A 16,698-nucleotide genomic window follows, 5' to 3' on the forward strand; every position below is an offset into this window, starting at 1 on the left:
TTGTTGTTAGGCTTTGGTTATAATTAACAGGTCTATCCACAAGTTTTCAACAGTTGGTGTGGACTGTTGGCAAAAGTTACAGAATTTCAGGAATTTGTCAAATTTGACGAAGTAAGAGCGGCATTTGAGCCGTCCATTTCCGCAATAGTCGTAGTTGTTTTACGGCGCAACAGATCTTCCGCATCAATTCCAAGCGCCACTGCCAAACCGGTCAAATCAAAAAGCAACTGGGCGACAATGTCTTCGGTATGCTGCTTGGAAGAAGATGTTTTTACCAGACATTGTTCCAGTTCTTGTTGCCCGGCATGAAGCTGCTGAAGTCGGACGGCGGCTGAGCGGTCGTCCGTTTTTTTAATCAGTTTCTGGGTACGTTTGAGTGCCGGCAGGGAAGGGGGCAGGCGCTGAGCCAGTTGTTGAGAGAGCCCCTTGTCCAGACGTTCCTGTTGTTTAATCTGCTCCCAGCGCTGGGCGTGTCCGTGGCTGTCGGCGTCAGCAAAAACATGAGGATGACGCCGCACCATTTTGGCACAGATTCCCTCAATCACCGTGGTCAGGTCGAACGCACGGCGTTCATGGTAGATCTGGGCCAGAAAAACAACCTGCAGGAGCAGATCCCCCAATTCATCACAGATGCTTGCAGGATCGTCACTGTCTATTGCTTCGAGTAGTTCGTAGGCTTCTTCAAGTATGTAGCTTTTTAAGCTTAAAGGCGTCTGTTGCTGATCCCATGGGCATCCGTGCGGAGCGCGCAGGGTCGCCATGATGGTGGCCAGAGGTGACAGATCATGCTGACTGTTGGACTGCGTTGGGGTCTCTGACATGGGTCATTCATCCTTGTTAGGTGTGTACCGGATTGGCCATAACGTAAAGGTTAATAAAGAGTAAAAAAATCTTGCAAAACGGTCAGGGATAGGCTAGACAAGAGCGCCATAAATACGGGGGAGAGCAGGTCTTTTGTCTTGACATGGATGGCTCTCCCTTTATACTGTTCCCTTTGCTCTGGGGGCGATCGTGCAGCTGGAACTGAAACATATCAAGGGTGGACAGCTGGAGCAAGACTACAGTTGTGCTGTTGGCGATTTTCCGGAACTGCTGGAGTTGGCCAATAACGGTGAGTGTGTTTACCGTGACCCCATCGGTGTGCACTTACGCTTTACCCAGTCCGGTCGTCTGGTCGAAGTCGCCGGACATGTTCAGGCAACCCTTGAGTTAACCTGCGGTTGTTGCCTGACCACTTTTGCGTACGCACTGGCAGAGGATTTTGACCTGACCTTTGTGCCGGAAACGGAACCAGCCGATCCGGCGACCGAGCAGGAGCTTGAGCCTGACGAACTGGGACTGATCCCTTACGGTGAGGATCGTCTGGAGTTGCTGATCCCGGTGCAGGAACAATTGTTGTTGGCGGTGCCGATGCATCCCTTGTGCTCTGCCGACTGCCGGGGATTATGCCCGGTTTGCGGGGTTGATTTAAATATGACGGATTGTCGGTGTGAGAAAAACGTGTTCAATAACAAATTTGGAGCCCTGGCCAAACTAAAAGGCAAGGCTGATTAAGGCTTGTTGGTTTTAACTGGTAATCAATAAAAAGTACTCCGGCAATAGCCGGTGTCATCCATTCAAGGAGAATAAGATGGCTGTTCCAAAGAAAAAGACCTCAAAGTCCAAAAAAAATATGCGTCGTGCTCATGATGCCATCAACGCCCCGGGTATCTCCACGTGCCCTAACTGCAACGAGCCCAAGCTTCCCCATCGGGTATGCTCCAGTTGCGGTAGTTATAAAGGGAAAGAAGTTATCAGCAGTGATAACATCTGACCTGAATCGGCGCGGGCATGTTGAAGAAAATAGCTGTTGATGCCATGGGGGGTGACAACTCTCCTGAAGTCGAAGTCGCCGGCGCTGTTGGCGCATGTCGCCGCTGGGGATGTCAGGTTATTCTGGTTGGTGATACTCCTCGGGTGCAGCAGGAATTAGCCAAGCATGATATCGGCGGACTGCACATCGAGCTCCATCATGCCAGTGACGTTATCAGTATGCACGATTCACCGTCAGCGGTAAGGCGTAAGAAAGACTCGTCCATCCGTGTGGCCTTTGATCTGGTCAAGTCAGGCTCGGCTACGGCCGTTGTCAGTGCCGGCAATTCCGGTGCCATTATGGCCGCCGGGATGCTGGTTTGTGGTCGTATCAACGGCGTTGAACGCCCGGCTATCGGTACCTCCCTGCCGAATCTAAATGATCAGACGATGGTTCTTGATATGGGGGCAAACGTCGACTGCAAGCCTAGTCACCTGTATCAATTCGCCCTGATGGGAAGCCTTTATGTAGAACATCATCTGGGTAAATCCAGACCCCGGGTCGGACTGCTGTCTAACGGCGCCGAAGAAAAAAAAGGGAATGAGTTAACGCGTGAAGCTCATCTGTTGCTCAAAGAAGCGCCGCTGAATTATGGTGGCTACGTTGAGGGTGGCGATGTCTATAACGGTTCAGTCGATGTGGTTGTGTGTGACGGCTTTGTCGGTAATGTGCTGCTCAAAGTGTCTGAAGGTCTGGCCGTGGCGATTGGCACCATGCTCAAGCGCGAGATTGAGAACCGTTTCTGGGCCAGAGTCGGTTATTTACTGAGCCGTCCGGCTTTTAACTCATTCAAAAATAAAATCAATCCGGCAGAATATGGTGGTGCGCCATTGCTTGGTATTGCCGGCGCAGGGATTGTGTGTCATGGCAGCTCCGATCCTGTCGCCATGAGTATCGCTATTCGCCAGGCCGGAGAATATGCCCAGAGCGGATTTTTTGAGCGACTGGCAACGGTATTTCAGCAATGACAGGCTTTCTCCAGGAGGTACAGGCATGAGAGCACGCATCACCGGTACGGGATCCTATATGCCTGAAAAGATCCTTACCAATCTCGATCTCGAAAAAATGGTTGATACCAACAATGAGTGGATCATGGCTCGTACCGGTATCGAGGAGCGACGAATCGCTGCTGATGATGAATGCACCTCTGATATGGCGGTCATTGCCGCAGAGCGGGCCATGGAAATGGCCGGAGTCAGCGCTGATCAGATCGACCTGATCATTGTTGGAACCATTACCGGGGATTACCCCTGGCCGGCAACCGCCTGTATTGTTCAGGCTAAAATTGGTGCCAAAAAGGCTTTTGCCTATGATGTGTCAGCCGCCTGCAGCGGTTTTTTGTATGCCCTGTCCTGTGCCAATGATTATATTCGTTGTGGCCATGGCACCAAAGTACTGGTGATTGGTGCTGAAACTCTGAGTCGTTCGATTGACTGGACTGATCGTAATACCTGCGTTCTTTTTGGCGATGGCGCCGGGGCGGTAGTGGTTGAAGCCGGCGAGGATGGCGCCGGAATCCTCTCCTGTCACCTGCATTCCGATGGTAACTATCTCGAACTTCTTTATCAGCCGGGTTTTGGTGCTAAGCACCCGGCATCGACCGCCGGTGTTGATTCGCGTCTGCAGTTTTTGAAGATGCAGGGTAATGAAGTTTTCAAGGTTGCGGTTCGCTCTCTGACCGAGGTATCCATCGAAGCCCTCGAAGCCAATGGGTTTACCCACGCAGATGTCAAGTTGTTCGTCCCCCACCAGGCCAATCGCCGGATTCTCGAAGCGACCGCCAAGCGGTTGCATTTAACCGACGAACAGACCTATATCAATGTGCATAAATATGGTAATACCTCGAGTGCTACCATTCCGGTGGCTCTGGATGAGGCTAACCGTCAGGGTCTGATTGCCTCCGGTGATCTGGTGCTGTCGGCTGCTTTTGGTGGTGGCTTTACCTGGGCATCAACCTTGTTGCGCTGGGCCTGATTTTTTTTGATAGGAATGTGATACCATGTTGACACTGGTGTTTCCCGGCCAGGGATCGCAATATTCAGGTATGGGTAAGGATCTGGCTCAGAACTTTCCCCTTGCCAGGCAACTGTTTGAAGAAGCTGATGATGTGTTGGGCTTTAGCCTTTCGCACCTGTGCTTCTCCGGTTCGGAAGAGGAACTGAAGCTGACGGCTAATACTCAACCGGCGATTCTGGCGGTCAGTATGGCCGCGCTGCGTGTCCTGCAACAGGAAGTTGAGCTTGAACCGTCCTATGCTGCCGGCCATTCCCTCGGTGAATATTCCGCGCTGGTCGCTGCCGGTGTCCTTTCTTTTGCTGACGCCCTGACAGTCGTGCGGCAGCGCGGTATTTTTATGCAGGAAGCGGTACCCGTCGGAGTTGGAGCCATGGCGGCGATACTGGGTCTAGAAGGTGAGGCATTGGAACAGCTGTGCCATGATGCTGCTCAAGGGGAAGTCGTTGCCCCGGCTAATTTTAATTCGCCTGGTCAGGTGGTGATTGCCGGTCATACCTCTGCGGTTGAGCGTGCCATTGCTCTCGCCGGTGAGCGCGGCGCCAAACGTGCCCTCAAGCTGCCGGTCAGTGCCCCGTTCCATTGTGCCCTGATGGCCCCTGCAGCGCAGCGCCTGGAGCAGACTCTGGCCACGATAGCGGTTGGCCCGTTCTCCTTCCCGGTAGTCACCAATGTTGAGGCGACCCTCTGTGATCAGCCCGATCGGGTCAAGGATCTCCTGGTCCAGCAGGTGTGTGCCCCGGTGCGATGGGATGCGTCAATTGACCATTGCGCTGCTCTGGGGGTTGATCGTTATCTTGAGGTCGGTCCAGGGAAGGTGCTGACTGGTTTGATCAAACGGATTGCGCGCGGGGCAACTTTGGATCAGGTTGGTGATGTTGAAAGTTTAAAGCGCCTGCAAAGGTAATCTGTTGTGTTACGCTGGATGCCAGCCGTTGAGGAGATAGTCGCATGCTGTTAAAGGATAGGGTCGCTGTTGTCACCGGAGCTACTCGCGGTATTGGCCGGGCAATTGCTCTGGCCCTGGCAGCAGAGGGTGCTCATCTGGTTGTGGTTGGTACTCAGGCCGAAAAAGCTGTCGCGGTTGCTGCTGAGATCGAACAGGGTGGCACCCGGGCGCTTGGTATCGGTGCGGATATCTCCCGCGCGGACGATGTCGAACGGCTGGTTGAAAGTACCAAAGAACACTTTGGCCGAATTGATATTCTCGTTAATAATGCGGGGGTTACCCGTGATGGTTTAATGTTGCGCATGAAGGAAGATGATTGGGACACCGTTATTGATGTCAACCTCAAGGGCGCTTTTTTATGCACCCGTGGCGTGGCCCGCCTGATGACCAAACAGCGTAGCGGCCGCATCATCAATATCTCTTCTGTCGTTGGACAGATGGGAAACCCCGGTCAGGCCAACTATTGTGCCGGCAAGGCCGGTCTCCATGGTTTAACCAGATCCAATGCCCGTGAACTGGCCAAACGTCAGATTACTGTCAACGCAGTTGCTCCCGGTTTTATCGAGACCGATATGACCAAGTTTCTGACTGAGCAGCAACGTTCTGAATTGACCACCCAGATTCCTCTGGAGCGTCTCGGGCATGTTGATGATATAGCAGCAACCGTGGTATTTCTGGCGTCGGATCAGGCCGGTTATATTACCGGACAAGTGATTGGCGTCAATGGTGGAATGTACATGTAAATTAACACATAATGGTCTGCAACAGACCGACATAACAAAGGAGAAACATACAATGGCTTCGATTGAAGAAAGAGTAAAACAGATTGTTGCTGAGCAACTGGGTGTAGATGAAGATCAGGTTACTGAAGATGCCGCTTTCATGGACGACCTCGGTGCTGACTCGCTCGACACCGTTGAACTGGTCATGGCGCTGGAAGAAGAATTTGATATTGAAATTTCTGATGAAGATGCTGAAAAAATCCAGACGGTCAAGGATGCCATCGACTACATCAGCAAGCTTTCCTGATGCTGCCGCGGGCTGGAGGCGATCTGATTGCCCCCAGCCCGTTACCTATTCAGGCGTACTTATTCTTCACCTGACGAAAAACCAAACTTTTGTTTAAAGAGAGTTGATCTATGCGTAGAGTTGTGGTGACCGGTCTGGGAGTCGTATCTGCCCTGGGAACCGGTGTCGAAAAAAACTGGACAGCCGTTACCAGTGGTCAATCAGGAATTGGACCCATCACCCGATTTGATGCTTCTGACCTTGCCACCCGGATCGCCGGTGAGGTTAAGGACTTCAACCCCGAAGACTTTATTGACAAAAAAGAGATCAAAAAGATGGATCTCTTTATCCAGTATGGTCTGGCTGCAGCCACCATGGCGTATGAAGATTCCGGTTACGAAATCACCCCTGACAACGCAGAAATGGTCGGTGTGCTGGTCGGTTCCGGCCTCGGCGGTTTGCCGGCAATTGAGCATTATCATCAGGTGATGCTTGAGCGTGGTTACAAGAAAATTTCTCCCTTTTTTATTCCCGTTGTGATCATCAACCTGGTTGCCGGACAGATTTCCATCCGCTTTGGTGCCAAAGGCCCCAATCTGTCATCCGTTTCTGCCTGCGCTACCGGCACCCACTCGATTGGCGATGCCTATCACATGATTGCTCGTGGTGATGCGGATGTCATGTTTGCCGGTGGCACCGAGGCGACCATTACCCCGCTGGCGATCGGCGGTTTTAATGTGATGAAGGCCCTGTCAACCCGCAATGATGATCCCCAGGCAGCAAGCCGTCCCTTTGATAAAAATCGTGATGGCTTTGTCATGTCTGAAGGTGCCGGAGTGATGTTGCTGGAAGAATATGAATCGGCCAGACAGCGCGGCGCAAAAATTTACTGTGAGCTGGTTGGTTATGGTTTGAGCAGTGATGCTCATCATTTGACCCAACCCTCTCCCGGCGGCGAAGGTGCTGCCCGTTGTATTAAAATGGCACTGCGTAATGCTGGTCTTCATCCTGAGCAGATCGGTTACATCAATGCCCACGGCACCTCGACCTATTTCAACGATCTCTACGAAACCATGGCCATTAAATCGGTCTTTGGATCCTATGCTGATAAGGTGATGATCAGTTCCACCAAGAGTATGACCGGTCACAGCCTCGGTGCAGCCGGTGGCATGGAGGCGGTTTATACCGCTCTGGCGCTCGATCGCGGGGTGCTGCCGCCGACAATCAATTATCAGGAGCCGGACCCTGAATGTGATCTTGATTACATCCCCAATACTGCCAGGGAAATATCCTGTCAGGTGGCCATCTCCAATTCGTTCGGTTTTGGTGGAACCAACGCAACCCTGGCCTTTAAAAAAATCTAGGAGTTTTTGATGATAGCCCTTGCCAGCGATCACGGTGGATTGGATCTGAAAAACGCGATTGTCGCATTCCTGCGTGAGCAGCAGATCGAATGTACTGACCTTGGCACTGATGGTACCGCCTCGGTTGATTATCCCGACTTTGCCGAGAAGGTTGCTGCGGCTGTTGTTTCCGGTAGCGCCAGGGCTGGAATCCTTGTTTGTGGAACCGGGATCGGCATGTCGATTTCTGCCAACAAAATCCCCGGTATCCGTGCCGCACTGGTTCATGATGAGTTCACTGCGCAAATGGCGGCAGAGCATAACGATGCCAATATCCTGGTTTTAGGTGGTCGCGTGCTTTCTGTTGAGCAGGGCGTGCGGTTAGTCAATATCTGGTTGACCTCGCGCTATGAGGGCGGGCGGCACCAGCGCCGGTTGGATAAGATCGCAGCGCTGGAGTAGTTCAAGGGGCGCTGCTACGATCAATACGGAGCGGTTAACGGCTCCGTTTTTTATTTGTGGCAAAGTGTTGTATCTGTTCAGCACCGGGTCGGGGCTCCTGCGCGAAGGACGGCAGCTGAATAATTACAGTTTTTTGTGACGCCATCAATTATTTAACAGGAGAATAAGCATGACCGCAGAGACGTTGGCAACGATTGACCCTGAGATTGCACAGGTTATAGCGCAGGAAGTCGCCCGGCAGGAATACAGCCTTGAATTTATTGCTTCGGAGAACTTTGTCAGTGAAGCGGTGCTGGAAGCGCAGGGTTCGGTACTGACCAATAAATATGCTGAAGGCTACCCCGGCAAGCGTTATTATGGTGGTTGCGAATTTGTTGATGTCGCCGAGCAGCTGGCCATTGATCGGGCGAAAGAACTGTTCGGAGCTGAACATGCCAATGTCCAGGCTCATTCCGGTTCTCAGGCTAACATGGCGGTCTACATGGCCACCTGTGCACCGGGCGATACGGTGCTGGGGATGAATCTGGCCCATGGCGGGCATTTAACCCACGGTTCTCCGGTAAACTTTTCCGGCAAGCTCTACCATATCGTTGCCTACGGGGTAAAAGCCGAGACCGGTACCATCGATTATGACGAGGTTGCCCGTCTGGCCCATGAGCATCGACCTAAACTGATCGTTGTTGGCGCCAGCGCCTATCCGCGTGAGCTCGATTTCCCCACCTTTCGCCGGATCGCTGATGAGGTCGGAGCACTGGTGATGGTGGATATGGCCCATATTGCCGGTCTGGTTGCTGCCGGTGTTCACCCGAATCCGATTCCCTATGCTGACTTTGTCACCTCAACGACCCACAAAACCCTGCGTGGTCCCCGTGGTGGTCTTATCCTGTGCAGCGCAGAGTGGGGAAAAAAACTCAACAGCCTGATTTTTCCCGGCATCCAGGGTGGACCACTGATGCATGTGATTGCCGCCAAAGCGGTTGCCTTTAAAGAGGCGCTCCAGCCCGAATTCAAGACCTACGCAGCCCAGGTAGTGAAAAACGCCCGGGCTCTGGCGGCAGGTCTGGTGGCACGTGGCTACAATCTGGTGTCCGGTGGTACCGACAATCATCTGATGCTGGTTGATTTCAGTGGAACCGAGATGACCGGTAAGGTAGCCGAAGCAACCCTCGAACATGCCGGGATAACCGTTAACAAAAATGCCGTACCCTTTGACACCCGCTCTCCTTTTGTCACCAGCGGTATCCGTATCGGTACTCCGGCTACCACCACCCGTGGGCTGACTGAAATAGAGATGGAGCAGGTCGCAGGGTGGATTGATCGAGCACTTAAAAATAGTGATCATCCCGATGTTCTCTCTGAAATCAGGGCCGAGGTCAAGCAATTGTGTCAACGTTTCCCCCTCTATCCTCAGCGTCTTGGGTAACCAAAACATGGTGCGCCCCGATTGGGATGAATATTTCATGCAAATTACCCGGTTGGTTGCAACCCGCTCTACCTGTATGCGCCGTCAGGTTGGTGCCATGCTGGTTAAGGATCGCAATATCCTGGCAACCGGTTACAATGGGGTGCCCACCGGCATCACCCATTGCGATGTCACCGGCTGTCTGCGTGATCAGCTGAAGGTTCCTTCCGGCGAACGTCATGAACTCTGTCGCGGTCTGCATGCGGAGCAGAATGCCATTATCCAGGCGGCCCGTCACGGCACCAATGTTGCCGCTGCGACCCTTTACTGCACCGATTCCCCCTGTATTATCTGCAGCAAAATGCTGATCAACGCCGGGGTGACGGACATCATCTATGGTCGAGGCTATCCTGATCAGTTGTCCCTGGAGATGCTTGGTGAGGCCGGAATCCGTTTTCATCATTATCAGCCGGCCAGTGCTACATGAAGTGCCCGTTCTGCCATCATGAAGACACCCGGGTGGTTGATTCACGCCTCGGCAAGGATGGCAACAATGTCCGCCGCCGTCGCGAATGTCCCTCGTGCGAACGGCGCTTTACCACCTATGAACGGGTAGAGGAAATCCTTCCCTATGTCATCAAGAAAGATGGTCGCCGGGAACCTTTTGATCGTGCCAAGATTGTTTCCGGCATGCAGCGCGCCTGTGAAAAACGCCCGGTCTCCATGGAGCAGATTGAAGCCCTGGTAGATCGGCTTGAGCGACATTTTCAAGAGTGCGGGGACAAGGAGATTCCGGCCAGCCTGATCGGCGAAGCGGTGATGGATGCCTTGCACGAGACCGATGAAGTGGCCTATGTCCGTTTTGCTTCGGTGTATCGTCAATTCAAGGATATTAATGAATTTATGACGGAACTTACCGACCTGCTCAAAAACTCCGGCAAAGGGTGATGGCGTCGCACAGGTAGTTTTTTTGTATCTGTTCAGCACCGGTTCGGGAATCCTATGTCAAGGGACGCTTTTCGTCATCCATGACCGCTTTTTGCCGCCGTCCATGGCGACAAAAACCCTTGCCACAGGATCCCCGACCCTGCGCAAGTATAGAGCTGAATAGTTACGTTTTTTTTGGTTCACTGTTCCCGTTGAAAAGTCTTTAAAACCATGATCGACCCGTCATTTTCATCTCATTTATTTATGCAGCGGGCTCTTGAACTGGCCGAGCAGGGACGGGGGCGCACCGCGCCCAATCCGCCGGTCGGGGCAGTGATTGTCAAGGATGGACAGATTGTCGGTGAAGGGTTTCATCCCAAAGCCGGTATGCCCCACGCCGAAGTCTATGCCCTTGAACAGGCCGGCGCCAAAGCACAGGGCGCTGATGTCTATGTTACCCTCGAGCCCTGTTCCCATACCGGTCGGACTCCCCCCTGCGCCCGGGCTCTGATCGCTGCCGGGATTCGTCGCGTTTTTGTTGCCGTCATTGATCCTGATCCACGGGTCTCCGGCGCCGGTATCACCCTGTTACGCGAGGCCGGTATCCAGGTGACAGTCGGTTTGGGTCGGGAGCAGGCAGCAGAACTGCTTGCCGGCTTCAGCAAGCATCTACGCTGTGGCCACCCCTGGACCATCTATAAGGCGGCCATGACCCTGGATGGCCATACCGCAACCGCAGTTGGCGATTCGCGCTGGATCTCCTGTGAGGAAAGCCGGCTGCGGGTGCATCGCTTGCGTAACCGGGTCGAAGCTATTATGGTGGGGATTGAAACCGTTCTGAAGGATGATCCGCAGCTCAATGTGCGTCTGCCGGGTGAGCAGAGCCGCGATCCGCTACGGGTTGTGGTCGACAGTCGCCTGCGTTTTCCCCTGACCGCGAAGATGCTGGCGCAAGACTCGCCGGCAGCGACCCTGATCGCCACCTGTTGTGATGATAAGGCACGGATCAGTGCCCTGACCGCTGCCGGGGCCGAGGTCCTGGTGCTGCCAGCCGATGAGGCAGGTCGCGTCCCTCTTCAGTCTTTGTGGGATGAGCTTGGGCGGCGCAACGTTCAGTATCTGCTGCTTGAAGGTGGCAGTACCCTGGCGACATCAGCGTGGAACGCCTGTTTGATTGATGAACTGATGGTGTTCGTGGCGCCCCGACTGGTTGGCGGTTGCCCGACCAGCGGGTTGTTCTCAGGTGTCGGAGCGATCTTGATGGCTGACAGCGCCATGCTGGAAGATGTGCGTCACGAAACATCGGGGAGTGATCTGTTGATCAGAGCAAAGGTGCAGACATGTTTACTGGACTGATTCAGGCTATCGGCCAGGTGCGCAGTCTTGAAGGTGGAAGTGAATCCGGCCGCTTGCGCATTGCCAGTGCCCTGGTGCATGAAGATCTGTGCCTGGGAGAAAGTATTGCCGTTAATGGGGTATGTCTCACCGTCACCAGCTGGGATCGCGACAGCTTTACCCTTGACGTGTCGCCGGAAACCTTGCGGACCACAACCTTGGGAGGCCTGTCACCGCGTACAGCGGTGAATCTGGAGCGGGCCTTGCGCATGTGTGACCGTCTTGGTGGCCATCTGGTGGCCGGTCATGTCGACAGTGTCGGTACCGTGCGGCAAATGCGCAAAGAACATAACTCCGTGTATTTCGAGTTTGCTGTGGGGGCGGAGTCCCTGCGTTATATCGTTGCCAAGGGTTCGGTCGCCATTGATGGGGTCAGTTTAACCGTCAATCAGGTATTCAGTGACCGTTTCAGCATTATGGTTATTCCCCATTCCTTTGAGCAGACCTGTTTGAAAGAGCGGCGTGTCGGTGATGCCGTCAATATAGAAACCGATCTGATCGGCCGTTATGTTGAACGGTTTGTCGCCTCCCCGTCCGGAGCAACCGGCGGCTCATTGAGCCGTGAGTTTCTTGCTAAAAACGGGTTTGTGTGAGATAAATTCCGCCTTGAGCTGACAAGCTGATGAAATACAGAGATACAAAGGAACTTTGATCATGACAATTGCAAAAATTGATGCCGCCCTGGAGGATATCCGTAACGGCAAAATGGTGATTCTGGTTGATGATGAGGATCGCGAAAACGAAGGTGATCTGGTCATCGCTGCCGAGCTGGTGACCCCGGAAGCGATCAATTTCATGGCCCGCCACGGCCGGGGCCTGATCTGTCTGTCCTTGACCGAAGAACGGGCCGATCAACTGGAGCTGCCGCTGATGGTCAGCGACAACAGTTCTTCCTTCGGTACCGCTTTCACCATCTCGATTGAAGCGCGCAAAGGGGTGACCACCGGTATCTCCGCTGCCGATCGCGCCCGGACGATTGAAGTTGCGGTTGCTGATGATACCACGGCCAGGGACCTGGCCCGACCGGGTCATATCTTTCCCTTGCGGGCTAAAAAAGGTGGCGTGATGGTGCGTGCCGGGCAGACTGAAGGCTCGGTTGATCTGGCGCGTCTGGCCGGACTCAAACCAGCCGGGGTTATTTGTGAAATCATGAATGAAGACGGCACCATGGCGCGCATGCCGCAACTTGAGGTGTTTGCCAAAGAGCACGACCTGAAGATCATTTCCATTGCTGACATCGTCGCCTATCGGATGCGCAAGGAACTGCTGATACGTCGGGCGGCTGAAACCCACATGCCTACCCCTCATGGTGGCCCGTTTACCGCTATTATTTATGAGAATGAGGTTGATAAGGCCCATCATATTGCCCTGGTTAAAGGCACCATTGATCCGGAAAAACCGATTCTGGTACGGGTGCATTCCGAATGTCTGACCGGGGATGTGTTTGCCTCGGCGCGTTGCGATTGTGGTACTCAGCTTCATACCGCGATGGATCGCATTGGCACTGAAGGGACAGGCGTTGTCCTGTATATGCGGCAGGAAGGGCGTGGCATTGGTTTAATCAACAAGTTCAAAGCCTACGCCTTGCAGGATCAGGGGCATGATACGGTTGAGGCCAATCACCTGCTCGGCTTTGCTGCTGACCTGCGTGATTACGGCATCGGTGCCCAGATCCTCGCTGATTTGGGGGTTCGCAAAATTCGATTGATGACTAATAACCCCAAAAAAATCATTGGTCTCGAAGGCTACGGCCTGGAGGTGGTGGAACGGGTCGAACTGGAGATTCCTGCCCAGGGGTCCAACGTGAAGTATCTGACAACAAAACGGGAAAAAATGGGGCATTTGCTCGAACATTTATAATCTGATCCAACCAAGATGCTTTCGCAAAAAGCATCAATTTAGATGGATAAGCAAAAAGCGCCAAATGCAAGGCGCGTCATTGTTGAACAATGAGGCGTACTTACGTACGTCGAAGCAGTGAACCACTGGCAGCAACGCAGAAGTTGGTGAGTTTTTGCGACGCCATCAACCAACAGGAGTTTATCGATGCCAAAGACCATTGAAGGAAAATTTGATGCCGGTCATTTTCGTTTCGGGATTATTGTCAGTCGTTTTAACAGCTTTATCTGTGAACGACTGCTCGAAGGTGCGATCGATACCCTGGTCCGTCATGGTGCCGTCGATGCTCAATTAACGGTCGTTAAGGTTCCCGGGGCTTTCGAAATCCCCTTGATGGCCAAGCAGATGGCGGCATCAAAAAAGTTTGATGCGCTTGTGTGTTTAGGCGCGGTCATTCGCGGCGGCACTCCACACTTTGAATACGTCAGTTCCGAGGTTACCAAAGGGGTAGCCCAGGTGTCTCTGGAGTATGGTCTGCCTGCGGCCTTCGGCGTGTTGACCACCGATTCAGTTGAACAGGCCATCGAGCGCGCCGGTACCAAGGCGGGAAATAAGGGTTCAGAGGCCGCTATGAGTGCGCTGGAAATGGTCAATGTGCTGGGAGCTTTTAACGCAGATGAGCAATAACCGCCGGCGGGGACGTGAATATGCCCTGAAAATTCTCTTTGCCCTGAAATATCAGTCTGATCAGGTCAACGTAGATCAGATTCTGGAAAATTTCTGGGATAATCTCCATTACTCGGAAGATATCCTGGGAGAACCCTTGGAGGATGGGGCACAACCGGTCCCGGAAGCGGTTCGGTTGTTTACCGAAAAACTGGTGCGCGGGGTCCTGGAGCAGCGCCCGTTACTTGATGAGCGGATCAAGGCGGTGGCCCACAACTGGTCCCTGACGCGGATGGCAACGGTTGATCTCGCCCTGTTGCGATTGGCGACCTATGAATTGCAATTTTTGACCGATATTCCGACGGCAGTGACCTTGAACGAGGCGATTGAAATTGCCAAGCGCTACGGCTCCAAGGAGTCACCTCCCTTCATTAACGGCTTGCTGGATAAAATCGCCCAAAAGAACTCAGCCAGACAAAAAGCTGATTGAACATATTTATCAACGGAGTCAATCCATGAAAAACAGCATCAATATCGGCCTGCTCGGCTTCGGAACCATCGGTACCGGGGTGGTCAGAGTATTGCAAAAAAACGCGGATGTGATCCAGCAGCGCCTTGGCGCGCCGGTTCAATTGCTCAAGATTGCCGATCTGGATATTACCACCGATCGCGGGGTTCAGGTCGCACCAGCTATCTTGACCACCAACGTGGAGGAGGTCATCAGTCACCCTGATATCGACCTGGTCATCGAACTGATTGGTGGCTATGAACCGGCAAAAAGTTTTCTGCTTAAAGCCATTGCCAACGGCAAGCACGTAGTCACGGCCAATAAAGCGCTGATGGCGGTACATGGTCAGGAAATTATCGCCGCCGCTAACCAGGCCGGTGTCTCGGTCATGTTTGAAGCTGCTGTTGGTGGGGGCATTCCGGTGATTTCTCCGATCAAGGAAAGCCTGGGGGCCAATCGGTTCAGTTCGGTGCTCGGTATTCTTAACGGCACCTGCAATTATATCCTCACCAAGATGACGGATCATGGCAGTGAGTTTGCTGCGGTCCTCAAAGAGGCTCAGCAATTAGGTTATGCTGAGGCGGACCCAACCTTTGATATCGAAGGCGTGGATACCGCTCACAAGATCGCCCTGCTCAGCAGCTTGTGCTTTGGCACCAGAGTGGATTTTAATCAGGTTTATATCGAGGGGATCAGCAATATCGATGCCGTTGATATCAGTTTTGCCAAGCAGATGGGGTACAAGATCAAGTTGCTGGCCATCGGTAAGAATCATGGTGATCAGATCGAGGTGCGGGTGCATCCGACCATGATCCCGGCAGAGGATCAACTCGCCGAAGTGGACGGGGTCTTTAACGCTGTTCGCCTGACTGGTGATTTTGTCGGACCGACCCTGCTGTACGGCAGTGGTGCCGGCATGGATCCGACCGCCAGCGCGGTCATGGGGGATGTCATGGCCATCGGCCGCGATATCCTCTGTGGTGCCCGTTTGCGTGTGCCGATTATGGGGTGTTGTGAAGAGGCGGTCCAGTCGCTACCGATTCAGCCGATGAGTGAGATCATCAGCCACTATTATCTGCATTTTAAAAGCCTCGATCGCCCCGGTGTGCTGGCCCGGATCGCGGGCTGTCTCGGCGACCATCACATCAGCATTCAATCGATGATCCAGCCCGAGCGTCACGAAGCCGATTGTGTTCCCATTGTTCTGATGACCCATGCCGCCAAAGAAGCAGATGTGGTCAAAGCATTAAAAGAGATCGAGGCGTTTGATATTACCTGCCAGAATCCGCGCCTGATCCGGGTCGAGCATGATCTAGGTTAAAAGGGTCGCAAAAAAAGAGCCCCCATCCATTCAGGATGGGAGCTCCCCCCCTCCGAACCGCATTGCATGATATCGCATTGCAAGTGGTTCAGATCCTTGTTATGGGTAACACTATACCCACGATTTCTGACAAAAATCTGACAGGACCCCCTTTTCAGCAAAAAAAAATGAAATTTTTTTCGTTTTTTTCTCTTTTTTTTTGTAACTATTCAGCTCTATCCCTGCCATAGGATCCCCGATCCAGTGGTGAACGGATACTTTCGTTTTTTTATCTGATTGGCGAAGGGTCGGGAATCTTCAGGGATAAATCACAACTCCTACCCGCTCAATATGATCAAGCAGCGCCGGTTCATTGATCTGTTGATGGTCGATCACGTCAAACATGTAGGGCAGGGGGGTCTCTTCGTTGAGCCGGATCGCCAGCTCGATGGCTGTGCGGTTATTTGTGCTATCTGTTTCAATCGCCAGATCTACATCAGAGCCGGGTTTGTCGGTGCCTTTCGCCCGCGAACCAAATAGCGTGACCTTGGTAATATCAGGAAAAGATCTGATGGCTTGCAGCATCTCATCATAGTCAGCTTGAAGTAGACCAAAAGGTGAAGGATCCATTATTTAACCATCCTCGGCAGAAAATATTCGTGCAGCTCCTGCACAAATGGAGCGTATAACGTACGGATGTCGTTTTCTACCTGCCGGGCCGTGGTTTCATTATAGGTGTGGGTCGTAAGGTTACGGTCGTTAAGTGCCTGCAGCCAATATTTCCCCTGGGTGATCAGACCATTCTGAAAGGCCTGTTTGATCGCATTTCGGGGGCTGGTGATGGTGTAGCCTTCTGCTTCCTGGAAATCCTTGAGAAGTTTCCATCCTAATTTAAAGGTTATTTCAAAAAACTGGATGAGACCGGCGCGTTCAACCTCACTGGGGCGTTCAATGGCCAGGGCGGTTTGGAGCCGTTTGTAACTCTTTTCAAACTGGGAAAAGCGCTGCTGCCAGCGGATGTCGGTCGTCATTAG

At 53.0% G+C, this 16,698-nt stretch carries 21 protein-coding genes; 18 read left to right on the forward strand and 3 right to left on the reverse strand.

The genetic code is table 11. The annotated features are described in order from the left end of the window. Positions 1-86: 86 nt before the first annotated feature. The gene (mazG, locus tag ICT70_RS02810) at positions 87-821 is read right to left on the reverse strand and encodes a nucleoside triphosphate pyrophosphohydrolase (protein ID WP_191153864.1); all 735 of its coding nucleotides are present in this window, start codon (positions 819-821) and stop codon (positions 87-89) included. A gap of 190 nt (positions 822-1,011) precedes the next feature. Here mazG and ICT70_RS02815 point away from each other — a divergent pair, with 190 nt between their 5' ends. The 18 genes from ICT70_RS02815 to ICT70_RS02900 all read left to right on the forward strand — a co-directional run bounded on the left by ICT70_RS02815 (position 1,012) and on the right by ICT70_RS02900 (position 15,685). After that, on the forward strand, positions 1,012-1,554 hold the full coding sequence (locus ICT70_RS02815; RefSeq protein WP_191153865.1) for a YceD family protein: 543 nt from the start codon (positions 1,012-1,014) through the stop codon (positions 1,552-1,554). Between the two features lie 76 nt (positions 1,555-1,630). Further along, positions 1,631-1,813, forward strand: coding sequence for a 50S ribosomal protein L32 (rpmF, locus tag ICT70_RS02820; protein WP_191153866.1), 183 nt, complete (start codon positions 1,631-1,633; stop codon positions 1,811-1,813). Between the two features lie 17 nt (positions 1,814-1,830). Continuing rightward, positions 1,831-2,820, forward strand: coding sequence for a phosphate acyltransferase PlsX (plsX, locus tag ICT70_RS02825; RefSeq protein WP_191153867.1), 990 nt, complete (start codon positions 1,831-1,833; stop codon positions 2,818-2,820). Positions 2,821-2,845: 25 nt separating this feature from the next. Further along, positions 2,846-3,826, forward strand: a complete 981-nt coding sequence (locus ICT70_RS02830; protein ID WP_191153868.1) for a beta-ketoacyl-ACP synthase III — start codon at positions 2,846-2,848, stop codon at positions 3,824-3,826. 25 nt (positions 3,827-3,851) lie between these two features. Then, entirely contained in the window at positions 3,852-4,772 is a 921-nt protein-coding gene (fabD, locus tag ICT70_RS02835) for an ACP S-malonyltransferase (protein WP_191153869.1), read from the forward strand. A 44-nt stretch (positions 4,773-4,816) separates the two neighbouring features. Beyond that, the gene (gene fabG / locus ICT70_RS02840) at positions 4,817-5,557 is read left to right on the forward strand and encodes a 3-oxoacyl-[acyl-carrier-protein] reductase (protein WP_191153870.1); all 741 of its coding nucleotides are present in this window, start codon (positions 4,817-4,819) and stop codon (positions 5,555-5,557) included. Positions 5,558-5,609: 52 nt separating this feature from the next. Beyond that, a complete protein-coding gene (gene acpP / locus ICT70_RS02845; RefSeq protein ID WP_191153871.1) occupies positions 5,610-5,843 on the forward strand; it encodes an acyl carrier protein in 234 nt (77 codons plus the stop codon). A gap of 110 nt (positions 5,844-5,953) precedes the next feature. Beyond that, a complete protein-coding gene (gene fabF / locus ICT70_RS02850) occupies positions 5,954-7,186 on the forward strand; it encodes a beta-ketoacyl-ACP synthase II (protein ID WP_191153872.1) in 1,233 nt (410 codons plus the stop codon). Positions 7,187-7,195: 9 nt separating this feature from the next. Beyond that, positions 7,196-7,627 (forward strand): ribose 5-phosphate isomerase B, encoded by a 432-nt coding sequence (rpiB, locus tag ICT70_RS02855; RefSeq protein WP_191153873.1) that lies wholly within the window; start codon positions 7,196-7,198, stop codon positions 7,625-7,627. 169 nt (positions 7,628-7,796) lie between these two features. Beyond that, on the forward strand, positions 7,797-9,050 hold the full coding sequence (locus ICT70_RS02860; RefSeq protein ID WP_191153874.1) for a serine hydroxymethyltransferase: 1,254 nt from the start codon (positions 7,797-7,799) through the stop codon (positions 9,048-9,050). A gap of 7 nt (positions 9,051-9,057) precedes the next feature. Beyond that, on the forward strand, positions 9,058-9,516 hold the full coding sequence (locus tag ICT70_RS02865; RefSeq protein ID WP_191153875.1) for a deoxycytidylate deaminase: 459 nt from the start codon (positions 9,058-9,060) through the stop codon (positions 9,514-9,516). Next, complete coding sequence (gene nrdR, locus ICT70_RS02870) at positions 9,513-9,977, forward strand: transcriptional regulator NrdR (protein WP_191153876.1); 465 nt, start codon at positions 9,513-9,515, stop codon at positions 9,975-9,977. Before ICT70_RS02865 ends, nrdR begins: the two co-directional genes overlap by 4 nt. Before the next feature lie 210 nt (positions 9,978-10,187). Further along, positions 10,188-11,312 carry a bifunctional diaminohydroxyphosphoribosylaminopyrimidine deaminase/5-amino-6-(5-phosphoribosylamino)uracil reductase RibD gene (gene ribD / locus ICT70_RS02875; protein ID WP_191153877.1) on the forward strand — a complete coding sequence of 375 codons (1,125 nt, stop codon included), beginning with the start codon at positions 10,188-10,190 and terminating at the stop codon, positions 11,310-11,312. After that, on the forward strand, positions 11,297-11,944 hold the full coding sequence (locus tag ICT70_RS02880) for a riboflavin synthase (protein ID WP_191153878.1): 648 nt from the start codon (positions 11,297-11,299) through the stop codon (positions 11,942-11,944). The genes ribD and ICT70_RS02880 overlap by 16 nt, the downstream gene beginning before the upstream one ends. 61 nt (positions 11,945-12,005) lie before the next feature. Then, a complete protein-coding gene (locus ICT70_RS02885; protein WP_191153879.1) occupies positions 12,006-13,211 on the forward strand; it encodes a bifunctional 3,4-dihydroxy-2-butanone-4-phosphate synthase/GTP cyclohydrolase II in 1,206 nt (401 codons plus the stop codon). A gap of 186 nt (positions 13,212-13,397) precedes the next feature. Beyond that, a complete protein-coding gene (gene ribH / locus ICT70_RS02890; RefSeq protein WP_191153880.1) occupies positions 13,398-13,877 on the forward strand; it encodes a 6,7-dimethyl-8-ribityllumazine synthase in 480 nt (159 codons plus the stop codon). Then, a complete protein-coding gene (gene nusB / locus ICT70_RS02895; protein WP_191153881.1) occupies positions 13,867-14,346 on the forward strand; it encodes a transcription antitermination factor NusB in 480 nt (159 codons plus the stop codon). The genes ribH and nusB overlap by 11 nt, the downstream gene beginning before the upstream one ends. Before the next feature lie 25 nt (positions 14,347-14,371). Continuing rightward, positions 14,372-15,685, forward strand: coding sequence for a homoserine dehydrogenase (locus ICT70_RS02900; protein WP_191153882.1), 1,314 nt, complete (start codon positions 14,372-14,374; stop codon positions 15,683-15,685). A gap of 297 nt (positions 15,686-15,982) precedes the next feature. On the opposite strand, the gene ICT70_RS02905 is transcribed toward ICT70_RS02900, so the two are convergent. Then, positions 15,983-16,294 carry a nucleotidyltransferase family protein gene (locus ICT70_RS02905; protein ID WP_191153883.1) on the reverse strand — a complete coding sequence of 104 codons (312 nt, stop codon included), beginning with the start codon at positions 16,292-16,294 and terminating at the stop codon, positions 15,983-15,985. Continuing rightward, complete coding sequence (locus ICT70_RS02910; RefSeq protein ID WP_191153884.1) at positions 16,294-16,695, reverse strand: nucleotidyltransferase substrate binding protein; 402 nt, start codon at positions 16,693-16,695, stop codon at positions 16,294-16,296. The genes ICT70_RS02905 and ICT70_RS02910 overlap by 1 nt, the downstream gene beginning before the upstream one ends. Positions 16,696-16,698: the final 3 nt, after the last annotated feature.

The organism is Pelovirga terrestris, assembly GCF_014773365.1.
Lineage (GTDB): Bacteria > Desulfobacterota > Desulfuromonadia > Desulfuromonadales > Geopsychrobacteraceae > Pelovirga > Pelovirga terrestris.